This is a genomic window from Roseococcus sp. SDR (assembly GCF_019083995.1).
Lineage (GTDB): Bacteria > Pseudomonadota > Alphaproteobacteria > Acetobacterales > Acetobacteraceae > Roseococcus.
In genome coordinates this window covers 22168-36578 of the sequence record NZ_JAHRCU010000023.1, presented here as the reverse complement: position 1 = coordinate 36578, position 14411 = coordinate 22168, and the positions used below count along the sequence as shown (strand labels likewise).

The following is a 14411-nucleotide window of genomic DNA, read 5'->3' as shown; positions in this document are numbered from 1 at the left end:
TAGCCAGTCAAGTCATCATTTCAAAAAAAGAGGCGTATCCAAAAAATTTCTTTTGTCATGTAGGTCAGATAAAATTGAAGCTGCCATCAAGCTGAGAAAGCTTTTCAGGTGCTTCATGTCACATCGAAGTAACGGACGGAATTTTTATCGCTCAGGACTATTACTGTATTCGTCGCGGCAGCGCTTCTTCGGAGTGCGCCATGGATTGCAGTCGACCGCACCGTGGCCCGTGGCTGGCACAATCGGAGGCCATCGTGCCCGCCACCATGCGTTCCATCATCGAGATGATTGATGCACCGCCTCTGAGCAGGCAGCCGCTTTTCTTTGGTAGTCAGCAACAAAAGGCGTCAGCCGTCCCCAAAACGGACGGTTGCGACCCACTCAACCCGCTCCAGGCCAGTCCAGCCCCTCCGCGTCCCGCATCCCTGTCCCGTAGTTGCTGCCGAGAAACGGCAGGCGACAGCGCGCCCAAAACGGAGAGTGGGGGGAGGGGGCGGAACTGCGAAAAGACCGGACGTTCTGCAATATGCCAGGGCACCATTAGGGACAGGCATTGAAAGGGGGGGCCATGGCGACGTGGGGATATGCGAGGGTCAGCACAGCGGAACAGGAGACCGCGCCGCAGGTGATGGCGCTGGTGGCCGCTGGAGTTCCTGCCGACCACATCGCGTCGGAGGTCATCAGCGGCTCAGTCCCCGCCCTGGCCCGCCCCATCCTCGCTTCCGTCCTGGGACGGTTGGTCACGGGTGACGTGCTGGTTGTGGCCAAGCTCGACAGGTTGGGTAGGAACTCCGCTGACCTACTGTCCGTCATCGAAGGCCTCGACCGCCGCGGCGTGGCCGTTCGTCTTCTGGATATGGGTGCGGACACAGGCACAGCTGCAGGCCGCCTGGTCGTTCAGGTTCTAGCGGCGGTCGCGGAATGGGAACGTGGCGTGATGTTGGAGAGGACGAGGGCGGGCATCGCTGCCGCTCGCAAGGCTGGCCGTCACCCTGGTCGGCGGCGGGTTCTCACACCATTCCAGCGTGATGAGGCGAGGCGGATGGCCGCTGAGGGCCGAAGCCTGCGGGATATCGGGCGCGTCCTTGGTGTCGGGAAGACGATTGTTTGGAGGGCCGTGAAGGACGCTGCTTAACGCCCTCAGGTCCGTGGGCCATTGCGGCTCACGCAACTGGAAATCAGTCTTCGGATTAGATTAGCCTCCCCTCCAAAGAGGAGGGAAAGCATGGTCGGTAAAGTCATCGTCGTGAAGCCGATGGTCTGGAATACCATGGGCTACCTACGTCCCGACGGGGTTATTCGAAAAAATGCCGGCTACGTCACAAAGGCTGGGTTCGGCCATGAAGAATGGAACGGCGACCCGAACCGGACTTGGGATGGTTCGCGCGTGTTTCACACGGAGACCACCGAAAAATTGACCTCGTGGGGCGATGGGAGACGCCTCGGTATCATCATGACCGCCTACAACAACGGTACCCCCTATGCACTGGGGATTGCCACCAGCGTCCTGGCGAACACGGAAGAAGAAAAGCAGGCCATATTCAAGGCGCTGCGTCTGAAGGATGAGGCCGATAAGCTCTGGGCCCTGCCGAGCGTGCGGAAGACTCACCGCTCCCTCGCAGCGGTCCGAGCAAGGTGGCGTGAGGAGGGGCACCATAACAACTGGCGTTGCCCTCCAGCAGAGTTCGCTTGGTTCCGTGAGCCCGTCCCCCTCGACACCGAAGCCTTGTTTCCACCCGAGCAAGTGGGCGGAAAGCCACCGGTCTTCATCAAAATGCACAGTAGGTTCATGCCCATCAGGCCCGACCAGGCACTCAGCATCGTCGAGCAATCGCTGGACATGGACAGCCCAATTCTCCGATGGCTGCGGACCGGTCCCTTCGACCTTGATGTCATTGCGAAGAAGACGAAGAGCTATGGAAAGCCGAAGTCACCTGCCGGGAGAGGAGGAGGAAATACCGCTGCACCAGCAGACCAGCCTTATGTCCGCTATGTGACAGAGCACGAACTGAAAGTGACACCGAGGCACGGCGAACTACAAGCGCGGCTTAAGGCGTATATTACGACCCTCAATATCTCGAATCTCCGCGAGAATTTCAGCGGCGTGGATATCGATTTCACACTTCAGGGGCGTGGGCACGTCCTGGCTGAAGTGAAGCCCTGCGACCCGCCCGACGTGCGTTACGCCGTACGCACCGCAATGGGGCAGCTGCTGGATTATCAGCAGAAGTGGTCAGCTTCACAGCCGCACCTGCTGGTCGTTGTCGGAAGCAAGCCAGGCCCAAAGGAGATGGCCCTCGCACTGGAGAACGGCTTTGGGATTGCCCATCCGAGGGCTGGGGGCTTTACCATCAAGTGGCCCGCAACCTGACGAAAGGTTTTGGCAGGGACTTTCGGCACTGCCGTGGGCAGTATCGGTATCCTGCCCGCAGCGGCACGTACAAAAGTCCTTTCGTCGTTTTCACCACGGGGAACGCAGTCAGGGAGCGCGTGCACAGTGGGCCATTTGCGATAGCGCCGCGCGCACGCCTAGCGGCGGCCAAACAAAAATCTGCGGAGGCACGAAAATTTAGCTAGCTTTTTTGCACGCGAGCTGCTAGACGCCTCGGCCATGCGAAGGACGAGCATCATCACGGGACATCAGTCCCGCCGCGAAGAGGGTGATAGCGCCCCTCGCGCTCGCTTGTCCAGCGCCCCCCAGCAGATTTTTCGCATAGTTCGCTGAGCCGCTCTCACGGGCCGACTTCAATCGGCACGTAGGACCAACGGCTCACTGAACTGGGCGGCCCATAGAGCCGCTCCCCACCCTGACACATCAGCAGTGGACCACCTGCGACGGCATTCCGCCGCGTGGGGGAGCGTCCGCGAGCTGCTTGTCGGGGTTCCAAATGCGAAGGAACTCTGAAGATGCGTCTTCCCCATATCGACCAACACAACCGCGATTGCTTCGCCCCGCTTCGCGAGTGCCTGCCCCTTCCCGCGTCCATTGCGATTTCGCCGCAATTGACCAGCCGCACGACGTTCACGGCGCGTGACGGTCTCGTGCACAACATGGCCCTTGAAAGCCTGTCCGCTCGCCAAGCCGGTCACGCCTACGGCAGCCCCCTGTCCATCGGCATCCGCCCGCTGGGGCAGCACGCGACCGCTCTCATGCTCTGCCTGATGGGCGTGTCCAATGACGTGGGCAAGCTCGTGATGAAGCTGTCCGGCACGCAGCCCCAGCCCGTCATCATCGCCATTCCCCTGGCGCGCGGCCTGTTCCTGGGTAACCAGTGGGCGGAAGTCCGCGAAGCCATCCGTCCTGGTATGCGGGTCGCCCTGGCCATCTCCAGCCTTACCTACGGTGTGGCCGCTTCGGTGCGGGAGCACCGCATCTCGGCGGCCGTGGCGCAGGCCCTCGGTGCGGAGTTTGACCGCCAATCGTCCAACGGCGAGGTCCCGAGCGTTGAGGCGACCGTGAAGGGCTACCAATCCGAACTACAGGCCTTGAACGGCACACATCCCGCCCACGGCGCGTTCGTTTGGGAAGAAAACGTCCCCGTGACGTTCCACCGCCCCCGCAACCGGATGGGCCGCTGACCGTGCGCGCCCTGCCCTTCCTGCCCCGCTCGATACCGCGATGACCGCTCCTCCAGCCTTGGAGGAGCGGTCCTGGGCCAACGGCCCCTCGCGGACATCCCTCCTGGCAGGACCACCATCATCATGGCGAGCGACATCATCTCGCGCGAAGCGAGCAGCGCCCCTTCTCCGTCCATTTTTCAACGTCCCCACGCCCGTCGCGCCGCGTGCCGTGTTCGCACGGCCCGTGCCCGCGCCAACCTGGCTTCTCATCGCCGCGCTCTGGGCGGGCGTGCGGCCAGCTGCAAGCGAGGCTGGTGATGGAAACGGCTGGCATTCCCTTCGCGGAACTGTTCGCTGGCGGCGGCAGTGTCCATATCGCGATGTCGCGGGCTGGGTTCACCACGGCCTACGCGAACGACTTCTGCCGGCACAAGGCGAAGTCGTACCGTGCGAACTGCCCCGAGGTGCGTTTCGACCCCAGGCCGATTGAGCAGGTTCGGGGGCACGAACTTCCGCACGTCGAACTCATCACCGCCTCGTCCCCATGCCAGGACCACAGCATCCAGGGAGAGCGTCGTGGCTTCGGTGACGGGGAGCGCGGCGTGGTCGCATTCCACGTCCTTCGCCTGGTCGATGAACTCCGTGGACTGGGGCGCGCTCCCAAGGTTCTCGCGTTCGAGAATGTCCCGGGACTGCTTTCCGTGGATGACGGGCGCGATTTCGCGGCGCTCTGCACCTCGCTCGTCTCGCATGGGTACGTCGTCGGTGCCCTGCTCATGAATGCCCGCCAGTTTCTGCCGCAAAACCGACTGCGGCTCTTTCTCGTGGCGGTGCGCCGAGACGTCGCAGTTCCCAGGTCTCTCGCCCGCAGCGGTCCCGTGGCGCGCTGGCACACCGCTCCCCTAAAGAAGGCTCATGCGGCACTGCCTATTGCGGTGCGTGCGGCATGGCGGTGGTGGACGCTGCCCGCCCCGCCTTCTCATCCCCCCACTCTCACCGACCTCATGGAGGACGCGCCCGCCGACCCGCGTTGGGTTGCTCCCTTGCGGCTTGAGGAAATCAAGGCCCGCATGCAGCCCCAGGACCACGCCGCCATCGAAGCCGCGCGCCAGGCTGGGGTTCGGGTTGGGGTCACGCTGCAGAAGCGGCGCAACGATGCGAGCGGCGCGCCGATGCTGCGTCAGCAGGTTGCTTTCGACGGCGTGGCACGGTGCCTTCTCGCGTCGGAAGGACACGAGGCGCAGCAACTCGTAGTCGTGGATGATGAGGGCTTCCGCGTGCGGCCCTTCACGTCGCGAGAGCGGGCGAGGCTGACGGGCCTGCCCGACACCTATGTGCTGCCTGCGAACATCAGGACCAGGGAACTCACGGGCGACGCGGTGGTGGTGCCTGTGTACGAGCATCTCGCCCAGCACCTGCTCGCCCCCCTGGCCCGTGCGGCGGTCTCGGCTTCGGTCCAGTCGCGGCGCGCTCCCGTGCAGCGTGCCCGCAAGGACACCCGAGGTGGCTCGACGGCCAATCGGCCGATGAAGCGTCGGACGACGCGCCTCGAAGTCGGCCTGGTGCCCGAGGCGCATCAGCGCATCTCTGCCTTGGCGGCGGACGCAAATGTCGGCATGGCCGAGTTCCTGCTCGCCGCCGTCGACCGAGACCTGTCCTCTCGCGGCCTGCCCCCGCTCCCGCGTTATGTTCCCGAACCCAGGCGGGGCATCCGCAGTGGGGGGCGACGGGCAGCGCCGTCACGGCGTGGTGCGGGCGCACGCGGGCGCATCGGTGTCGCTTCGACTCCTGTCCGGTGTCCTGGTGGCAAGGCCAAGGTCGCGTCGCGGCTGGTGTCCCTGCTCGGAGCAACGACGTGCCTCGTTGAACCCTTCGCGGGTAGCGCGGCCGTGTCCGTGCGCGCCCTGCTCACGGGTGCGACCGACCGCATCGTGCTGGCAGAACGCGACCACGGACTGCGCTGCCTCTGGCAGGTTGTCTCGGCAGGCACGTCCTCGGAGTTCCGTGGCTTGGTGGACAGGCTTGAGGAAGCCAAGCCGAGCCGAGCGTGGTGGGCGGATTTCGTCGCCCGCACGGATGGTGACCAGGCCCCTGATGTGGTGGCGGCCCGTCGCCTTCTCGCTTCGCGGTTCCATTACGGGGGCATCGTTCGGGGAGGCCTGGCCAGGGATGAGGAACTTCACCGGCACTGGCGCGTGGGCACCATGGTCGAGCGCCTCCACGCCATCCGCCGACACCGCAGCCGCATCTTGCTTCGCGGGGACGCGATGCAGACCATCCACGAGTTCCGCGATGACGGGCGGGTGTCGTTCTTCGTGGACCCGCCATACTCTTTCGCGGGTGGTCCAGGGGCCAGGCTGTACGAGCATCACGACCTCGACCACGCCGCCATGCTTTCCAGCCTGGCTCGTGTGCGGGGGCGAGTGCTGGTGACCTATGATGACCGCCCCGAAGTCCGGGCACTCGCCGCTCAGCACGGGTTCTCGGTCGCCCCTCTGGGCATCCGAGACGCTCATCGTCGTGCGAGGGCGGAACTCTTGCTCATGAAGGGAACGGGTCCGCCGCTCCCACTTTCAGGATAGGCAATTCAGGTCCTTCGTAAGAGCTGCCAGAAGGCTTGTCGAACTGACATAGTTCGCTTTGGCCATCATGTCGCATGACGGTCAGTGAATTAGCGCCGCATGTGCAACGAGCTCAATTCCTCGCGCTTCGCAAATGGCCAAGAGCAGGTCACCGCGTCGCAGAGGTCGCCCCAGGACGCGTGCCGCCCGCTTCGCGTCACGCACGGCTGCCTCCGCTTCAGCACCCGTCATCCCGTGTGCGAGCACCGCGACATCAGCGAGCGCTTCGTGCTTGAGCTCACCGCCGAGATGAACACGCAGCACAGCTTCCATTACGTCGCGGTCGGGCGGTCCCAGGGCCAGCACACGTTCAAGCCGCCCTGGGCGGGTCAAAGCGGGTTCGAGCAGGTCGGCATGGTTGCACGCGCCAATCACGACCACCCCGTCTCGACCGACCGCCCCATCGAGTTCCGCGAGCAGCGCATTGGTCACCTGGCGACAATACTCGGCGTTATCCCCGCTCAGCTTACGGCGGTCAGAGAAGGCATCGAGTTCGTCAAGGAACAGCAGGCACGGCGCGGCTTGTCGGGCCTCAGCGAAGGTGCCGCGCATCGCCTTGAGCATATCCCCCTGGTGCCCACAGGACTGCCACTGCGCCTGGGAGCCGAGGATGAGCGGGACACCCATCTCTTCGGCCATGGCACGGGCCAACGTCGTTTTCCCGCAGCCAGGCGGGCCAGCGATGACCGCACCACGGTCAACCTCAGCCCACCCAATTCGCCCCTCCCGATAATCCGCGAAGTCGCGGACGAGGCTGTGCACCCAGTCGTTCACCGCAGGAGAAAGGCCAGGAACTCGGGCCAGCCCACGAGGACCGCTGGAAGCGAGCTTGCGTTTCGCGGCGAACTTGAGCGCGCTGGCAAGGCGGGAGCAGAACGCCTGTACGCGCTGCCCGTGGCGATAACACATGCCGAGAATGGACGGGGTCAGCCCGTCCAGCAGAGCCTCGTCGTGCCGAACCGAGTTCCAGTCGACGCGTTCGATTTGCCTGCCCTCCATCGCCGCTGCGGCGAGACCGACCCAGGACGGGGGCTGCAGGACGAGCACGCGGTCAGCAGCGCCTTCAAGGCCAAGCGGTAGCCGCTCACGGTCAGCCGCCGCTGCGACGGCGACAACAGACAGGCCCTGCGACAGCGCGATGGCAATGCGAGCAGGTGCTTCGCAGCCAACGCGGCCAGAGATTTCAACGAAAGCCCAGCCAGGCTCGGCACGCAAAGGCGCGGGCTGTCCCGCTCGAACCGTCGTCGGACCCTTGCCGCCCCGTGCCCCCAGTTTGATGGCATCGCGGACGGGCCTCGCCCATTCCATCGAGGGCAGCATTACGAGGCTCAGCCCGTCGAGTTCACCGAGTTCGCACACTTCCGTCATCAACGCGGAATTGAGCATAACCCGAGCTACGCGCACGGCGATGTCTCGGCTGATTTCCTCGCGCTCGGCCGCGAGTTCTTCAATTTGCTCACTGGTAGCGGCACTGTCGTCGGGATTAACGAAGACGGCCTTGGGCCTGTTGGCCATGGCGGCATAACCTTCCGAAGCGGCAAGCGTGAGTTGGTCAGTCGGCGGCCTGTGCTGTATTTCCGCAAGGCGGAGAGCACGGGCGCGCCGTCGAGCTCAGGCTATGCGTGTTCGCAAAACGAAGGTCATGGCGATTGAGTAGCGCACGCGGACGACAAGCGTCCAGTTTCATGTGTGACCGGGACGCCCCGGTGTTGAATGAAGCCAGTCGAACATGCCGGGCTCGGAGGGCCTTCTCACAGTCTGGGGACAGGCAGGTCTGGCAGAAAACGGGGGAGATGTTCTTCTCGTCGTGAGATGTTCAAGAACCAAATTTCCCAGGAGACAAGGGCAGAACGCATGAGTTCTGTTCTCTTGCCGTGAGCATAGGCCCTCTCAAACACACTGCGTTCGCTGTGGTCCATCAGGGCCTGGAGAGTTAGCCTTTCTAAGCCAAGGCGAGCTTCGCCGTATGTCGCAAATGCGTGCCTGAGCGGGTGCAGGCTGTCACCAAGAGCTTCATGGCAGAGTTCGTTGAACGGACGATATGTCATCGCCTTGGCCGTTGGTTCCTCATCGTCATCCTGGGTCTCGATGTGGCGACCTGGGAACAGAAGACCCTTGCCGCTCGGGTCGGTGGGCGCTGATTTCACGAGCGCCTCAGACACGGCCAACCCAAAAGGCCCAAGCGGAATGGCGTGGTCCCGTCCGCTCTTCATAGCGCGACCAGGGATTTCCCAATGACCATCTTTGAACCATCCCGCCTCGGCTTCGCGAAGGGTTTTGATGCGTTGGCCTGTCAAGGCGAGCATCACGAGACCGAGCTTCATGTGCACGGGCGCGGATGCCGCATCGAGCTTCCATAGGAACTCCGACATTGCTTCAAGGGATGGCAAACGCTCGGCCTTTTGGTTCCTGGCCATCTTCTTTGAGACCTGTCCGACCGCAGTCTCTTCCTCAAGGGTCGCAATGCGGTCACGGGAAAACCTGATGCTCGGAACCGTCGCCGCCCACCTCAGGAGAGTGAGCAGGTTCCGCCGCACATTGATGGCTTGGGTCCGCTTCCCCCGCTTCGTCAGACTATCCACGACCCCCTGAAGCCCATCAACTGTGATGTCATCCATGGTCTGGAATGCCGACACCACATCCGAGTGCATGAGGTCACTTTTGTAGCTCCTCACAGTCGCCTCGACCGTGGTCTGCGCCTTCTCTTTCAAAAAGGATTCCAAGGCTTCCCGATACGGGACAGGCTTCCGAACCTCCACAGGAGGAGCCTTAGGCTTCCTGGAATTCGCACCCGATAGACCAGACAACCACGGCGCTGGGTCAGTGCCGTCACGAGCCATCTGAAGCGCAGCAGCAGCACGCTCACGGGCTTCCCGAAGGTTCAGGTCATCATATCCAGCAAGCGTCCATGTCCGAACCGTGGTCGCCCCTTTGATACGGCCGCGCAGAACCCAAGAAGCCCCCTTCGCACCCCTGCGGACCGAGAGGCCTGACACCCCACCAACGAAGATGTCCTCCTGACCCGTGAAGGGTCGGTCCATGGCCTCCGCCAATTCCCGATACGACAAAGGTTCTCTGAAGGCTCCCATAGACGTCTTAGACAACATCCATGGGTTTCAGACAACGGGCCAGACAACAGATGTTGTCAAATCAGGCCACATAAGGCTTTCCCTGGCATACAGACATCCAGACCTAAAAGGCAGACTTTCCCAAATCTTTTGAGTGGTTTGGATGGCAAAAAACAGGGGAGAAAGTCTGCATAATGCAGATATATGGGAAGCAAGGAAACCGATTCGTAATCAGTAGGTCCGGGGTTCGATTCCCCGAGTCGGCACCAGCCTCTTCCCACCCGCAGAAACGCGAACGGCCGCCCCCTCCCGGAAACGGCCGTCCGACGATCGGTCCGGATCAGGTCCCGGGGCCGACCAGCGTGATCTCGATCCGGCGGTTCTGCGCGCGCCCGGCCGGCGTGTCGTTGGAGGCGATCGGGTTCGCCTCGCCACGGCCATCGGCCGAGACCAGGTTCCGCGGCGCGCCCTGACGGATCAGGCTGTCGGCCACCGTGTCGGCGCGGCGCGAGGAGAGGTCGAGGTTGGTGGTGATGCCCTGGCGGCGGAGCTCGGCGCCCACCGGCGTCGTGTCGGTGTAGCCTTCCACGATGATGCGCGTGTTCTGCAGGCCCTGCAGCGTCGGGATCATCTTGCCCAGGGCCTCCTGGGCGCGACGATCGATGTGATAGCCGCCGGAGGAGAAGAGGATGCGGTCGGTCATCGTGACCTTCAGCCGGCCTTCCAGCAGCTGGATCGTCGCCTCATCGGCGGTATAGCGCGCCTGCAGCTGGTTATAGGCGGTCTGCAGCTGGTTGTAGCGCTGCTCGGACACGCAGCCGGCGAGCAGCGGCGCCGCGAGAACGGCGGGCAGCGCGGTGACGAGAAAACGGCGTTGCATGGTGCTTCTCCTTTTTGCCTTCCATGTATGCCGTCAGCATGGAACCGCCTTCCGCATCGGTGCAAGGGGCGGGCACCCCATGGCCTTGGAAACCTGCTAGAGGGCAGCGATGTCCATCACCACACTCAAAGTCCCCCTGGCGGAAGACGACACCCGCCTCGACCGCTGGCTCAAGCGGCGCTTTCCCGCCCTTACGCAAGGCGCGTTGCAGAAGATGCTGCGCACCGGGCAGATCCGTGTGGACGGCAAGCGGGCCGAGGCGAACACCCGCCTCCTCGCCGGCCAGGAACTGCGGGTGCCGCCGATGCCAACCGCCCCCGCGCCCAAGGCCGAGCCGCGGCCGCTCACGGACGCCGCAGTGGCCGAGATGCACGCCATGGTGCTGTATCGGGATGCCAGCCTGATCGTGCTCAACAAGCCGCCCGGCCTCGCCGTACAGGGCGGGCCAGGCATCAAGAAGCATCTGGACGGAATGCTGGAAGCCTTCGCGACGGAGGGGGAGAAGCCGCGCCTGGTCCACCGGCTCGACCGTGACACATCGGGCGTCCTGGTGGTGGCGCGCTCTGTCTCCGCCGCCGCCCATCTGGCCAAGGCGTTCCGTGGGCGGGACATGGAGAAGACCTATTGGGCCGTGGTGGTGGGCGAGCCGCAGATCGCGCTCGGCCGCATCACCATGCCGCTGATGCGCCTCGTGGGCGCGCAGGCGCAGGGCCGCGGCGGCGAGCGCACCGCGCCCGCCGAAAAGGGCGATGCCGGGATGCGCGCGGTGACCGACTACCAGGTCCTGGAGGCGGCCAAGCACCGCGCCGCCTTCCTCGAACTGCGCCCGCAGACCGGACGCACGCACCAGTTGCGGGTCCACTGCGCCGAGGCGCTCAAGACGCCCATCCTGGGTGATGGCAAATATGGTGGGCAGGCCGCGCATCTCGAAGGGCTGTCCGGCAGCTTGCACCTGCATGCGCGGGCCCTTCGCCTGCCCCATCCCGAGGGCGGATGGCTCGAGGTCAGCGCCGCGCCGCCCGCACATTTCCAGGAGACGATGCGCTTCTTCGGGTTCGACAATCCGGCCCCCCGCCCGCCGCGGCGCGGAACGTGAAGCGCGCGCTCCTCCTGGCGCTGGGCCTGATCCTCGCGCTGCCGCTGCTCGTCCTCGCGGGCTTTGTCCTGTTCTTCGACGCCGACGCCTTCCGCCCACGGGTGGTCGAGGCGGTGCAGCGCGCCACGGGCCGGGAATTCCGCATCGAAGGACGGCTGCACCTCGCCCCCGCCCTGAGTCCTACCCTTGCCGCCGAGGGGCTGGTGCTCGCGAACCTGCCCGGCGGCAGCGCGCCTGAGATGCTGCGCATCGCGCAAGCCGAATTGCGCCTCGCGCTTCTGCCATTGCTCTCAGGCCGCATCGAGCTGGCGCATCTGCGCCTGGAGGGCGGAAAACTCCTGTTGGAGCGCGAGAACTGGCGCTTCGCCCGCCCACCCGCAGCGGAACCGGCACCCACCGCCCCAGCGCCCGCCACCGCGCCCGCGCGCCCGATGGAGCTCGACCTGCGCGCCGTGACGCTCCGCGACTGGCAGGTGACGGCAAGTGGGGAGACGGTGAGCCTGCCCGAGCTGCGCCTGACCGGCAGCGGCCCTGGCACACCGCTCGACCTCGCGGCGCGTCTCACCGCACGCGGCACGGAGGCGCGGATCGAGGGGCGCCTCGGCGCACCCGCGGCCTGGAACGGACCGGCGCCCTGGCCCTTCCAGCTCACCGCCGCCCTTCCCGGCCTCCGGCTGACGGCGGAGGGGCGGCAGGCCAGCGGCGATTGGCGCGCGGCGTTGCGCGCGGAGGTTCCACGCCTCGATGCGCTCGCCCCGCTGGCCGGGCGCCCGCTGCCGGCGCTGACCGGCCTCACCCTGCGCGCGGCGGTGGAGGTGACGGGGGGGACGGCACGGCTGGCCGGGCTGGACGGCGAGATCGCGGGCGGCGAGGTGGGCGGCGTGACCCTGGCCAGCGCGCGCTTCATCCAGGCCGGCCAGGACGCACCGCTCACACTGGAGGCGCAAGCGCGCATCCGGGGCGAAGCGGTGACGCTGACCGCCGAAGCGCGACCCGCCGCGCTGATCGCGGGGAGGCCGGCGCCGCTGGCGCTTCGCCTCGCGATGGGCGACGCGGCGGCCAGCCTGATCGGCGAATGGCCCGGCGCGCTGCGGCTTTCGGCATCGGTGCCCGAGTTGGCGCGGCTCTCGACCATGGCCGGCCGGGCCTTGCCGCCGCTGCGCGAGGCGAGCCTGAGCGCCGCCTTCACCGGGCTCGGGCCGATGTTCGGCGAGGGGGTGCGGCTCGGCGAATTCGCGCTCGGCTCGTCCGGCGGGGATCTGGCGGGGGCGCTGGAGTGGCGCTGGGCGCCGCGGCCCTCGGTCACGGGGCGCATCACCTCGACACGGCTTGACCTGAACGCGCTGCGCCTGCCGGCGCCACCATCAACGGACGCGCCCGTCGCCGCGGCACCGGCGCCGGCGGCACCGCCGCCATCCGGCCGGGTGATTCCTGATCGGCCGCTCGACCTGGCAGCGCTCCGCCTTTTCGATGCCGATGTCACCTTCGCCCTGGGCGAGGTGATCGGGCGGGAGTTGCGGGTGCGGCAGGTTGATGGCCGCTTCGTGAACCAGGCCGGCCGCGCGCGCCTCGACCCCTTTGCTGCCAGCTTGCCGGGCGGGAGGCTCTCACTCGCGCTGGCCGCCGATACGACAGGCGCCGCGCCTGCACTACAGATCAGCGGCGGCGGCCAAGGGCTGGATCCGGCGGCGCTGCTGGGTGCCTTCGGCCTGCCTGGCCCGCTCTCTGGCCGCACGGATCTGGACGTCAACCTGAGGGGTGAGGGCCCCGACTGGCGGGCCATTGCGGCGACAGCGACGGGGCATTTCGGGCTGGCGATGACGGAGGGTCGGCTGAGCGGCGGACCGGCGCAGGCGCTGGCGCAGCTTCCCGGCTTTGCGGGTGGCGTGCCCGTCACGTGCCTCGCGCTCCGAGGTGAAGCGGACCGCGGCCTTGTGCGCTTCAGCGCCTTCTATCTGGATGGGGCCGCGGGACGTCTCGCCGGCGAGGGGGGGATGAGCTTGCGCGACGAGACGCTGGCCATCCGCATGCAGGGGGATTTGCGGTTGGCCGGGGTGCGGGTGCGGGCGCCGATCCCGCTCGGGGGAACGCTGGCGGCGCCACGCCTTGAACTCGCTGCCCTGACCGAGGGGGCGGTGGGCAGTCTGCTCGGGGCGCCCGGTGGGGGGGCCGGCACGGGGATCATGCCGGATTGCGCGGGGACGCTGAGGATCGCGCGGGGGGGTCGGGAGGGGCCGGTGCCGAGTGCAGCACCGGCCCCGCCAGGTCAGGCTCAACCTTCCATCAACAACCTGCTCAGGGGATTGCTTGGTCGTTGAGGCGCCAGGGGGGATTGGGGAGGGGAACCCGGCGAGAAGGTTGTGCCCGAATGGGGGGGGCTTACTGGCTGAGGGCGCGCCAGGCGATGTGAGCCAGGACGCCGACCAGGGTGCTGGCCGTGCCGAGGACGACGAGGCGGAGGATGGTCAGGGCGATGTCACCGCGGGCGGCTTCAGTCATCTGGGACATGGGGTGCTCCTTCGGTTGGTAGTCTGATCCTCAAGGAGCAAAGCCTGGGCCATCCGCATAATTCGTTGATTATAAAAGAAATATGGTCGGAGCTTTGGGCGCTGTGTCAGCATCTGCCCCCAAATGCGTCGCAAAATGCAAGAAACCTTCGGCCGGCTTGCAAAACGCAATGGTCAGTGCGGTGCGGGTCTAGACCCCCGCCGCCGCGGCGCGTGGGTCGGGCTGGATCACCTTCATCAGGCTGGGTACCGCCAGGACCATGCCGGCCATCAAGGTGAGCGGGCGGCCGAGCCAGGGGCCGAAAGTGGCGCTCCGCGCGGCGTCCGATTGGGCAACGCCCTCTGTCGTGCCTGGGAGGTCGAGCGCTTGTACTCATCGGGCTACGACAGGTCCTCGCGGACGTTCCACTTCCCAGGCATGGCGCCACCGGCAGGTGGCCTCCGTTCCGCGTACGGGACGCGCTGCCGCGTTCTCAGTTCAAATCGGGCACCAGCCACCGGGTCCCCTTGCGTCCTGCCGCCCATCGGGGCAATTAGGCGACGCCACGACCGCCCTCACGGGCGGACGCCGCAATGCGGCAGCCGGAGAGGTGGCAGAGTGGTCGATCGCGCCGGTCTCGAAAACCGGAGTACGTGCAAGCGTACCGTGGGTTCGAATCCCACCCTCTCCGCCAGTTT

At 65.9% G+C, this 14411-nt stretch carries 10 protein-coding genes and 1 tRNA gene; 7 read left to right on the top strand and 4 right to left on the bottom strand.

Features of this window, described 5'->3' with window-relative positions; genetic code table 11:
* Positions 1 to 568 precede the first annotated feature (568 nt).
* From KTR66_RS20855 to dcm, 4 genes are all read left to right on the top strand, one after another.
* A complete protein-coding gene (locus tag KTR66_RS20855) occupies positions 569 to 1135 on the top strand; it encodes a recombinase family protein (RefSeq protein WP_213616046.1) in 567 nt (188 codons plus the stop codon).
* Positions 1136 to 1225: 90 nt separating this feature from the next.
* Positions 1226 to 2371 (top strand): hypothetical protein, encoded by a 1146-nt coding sequence (locus KTR66_RS20850; protein ID WP_213616043.1) that lies wholly within the window; start codon positions 1226 to 1228, stop codon positions 2369 to 2371.
* Positions 2372 to 2907: 536 nt separating this feature from the next.
* Positions 2908 to 3579 (top strand): hypothetical protein, encoded by a 672-nt coding sequence (locus tag KTR66_RS20845; protein WP_213616041.1) that lies wholly within the window; start codon positions 2908 to 2910, stop codon positions 3577 to 3579.
* Between the two features lie 299 nt (positions 3580 to 3878).
* Positions 3879 to 6143, top strand: coding sequence for a DNA (cytosine-5-)-methyltransferase (gene dcm, locus KTR66_RS20840; RefSeq protein ID WP_213616039.1), 2265 nt, complete (start codon positions 3879 to 3881; stop codon positions 6141 to 6143).
* Positions 6144 to 6224: 81 nt separating this feature from the next.
* Here the strand turns inward: dcm and KTR66_RS20835 are convergent, their stop codons facing one another.
* From KTR66_RS20835 to KTR66_RS20825, 3 genes are all read right to left on the bottom strand, one after another.
* Positions 6225 to 7697 carry an ATP-binding protein gene (locus tag KTR66_RS20835; RefSeq protein WP_213616037.1) on the bottom strand — a complete coding sequence of 491 codons (1473 nt, stop codon included), beginning with the start codon at positions 7695 to 7697 and terminating at the stop codon, positions 6225 to 6227.
* 236 nt (positions 7698 to 7933) lie between these two features.
* Positions 7934 to 9223, bottom strand: coding sequence for a tyrosine-type recombinase/integrase (locus KTR66_RS20830; protein ID WP_213616035.1), 1290 nt, complete (start codon positions 9221 to 9223; stop codon positions 7934 to 7936).
* Positions 9224 to 9590: 367 nt separating this feature from the next.
* Entirely contained in the window at positions 9591 to 10130 is a 540-nt protein-coding gene (locus KTR66_RS20825) for an OmpA family protein (RefSeq protein ID WP_213616033.1), read from the bottom strand.
* Between the two features lie 109 nt (positions 10131 to 10239).
* Between KTR66_RS20825 and KTR66_RS20820 the strand changes: the two genes are divergently transcribed.
* Both KTR66_RS20820 and KTR66_RS20815 read left to right on the top strand, forming a co-directional pair.
* Positions 10240 to 11226, top strand: a complete 987-nt coding sequence (locus KTR66_RS20820) for an RluA family pseudouridine synthase (RefSeq protein ID WP_213616030.1) — start codon at positions 10240 to 10242, stop codon at positions 11224 to 11226.
* A complete protein-coding gene (locus KTR66_RS20815; RefSeq protein ID WP_213616028.1) occupies positions 11223 to 13544 on the top strand; it encodes an AsmA family protein in 2322 nt (773 codons plus the stop codon). The genes KTR66_RS20820 and KTR66_RS20815 overlap by 4 nt, the downstream gene beginning before the upstream one ends.
* Before the next feature lie 61 nt (positions 13545 to 13605).
* Here KTR66_RS20815 and KTR66_RS25135 read toward each other — a convergent pair whose 3' ends face one another.
* Positions 13606 to 13734: a hypothetical protein gene (locus KTR66_RS25135; RefSeq protein WP_256437638.1), complete on the bottom strand. Its 129-nt coding sequence runs from the start codon at positions 13732 to 13734 to the stop codon at positions 13606 to 13608.
* A 583-nt stretch (positions 13735 to 14317) separates the two neighbouring features.
* On the opposite strand from KTR66_RS25135, the gene KTR66_RS20810 reads away from it, so the two are divergent.
* Positions 14318 to 14407: transfer RNA gene (locus KTR66_RS20810), tRNA-Ser, on the top strand.
* The last annotated feature ends 4 nt before the right edge of the window (positions 14408 to 14411 follow it).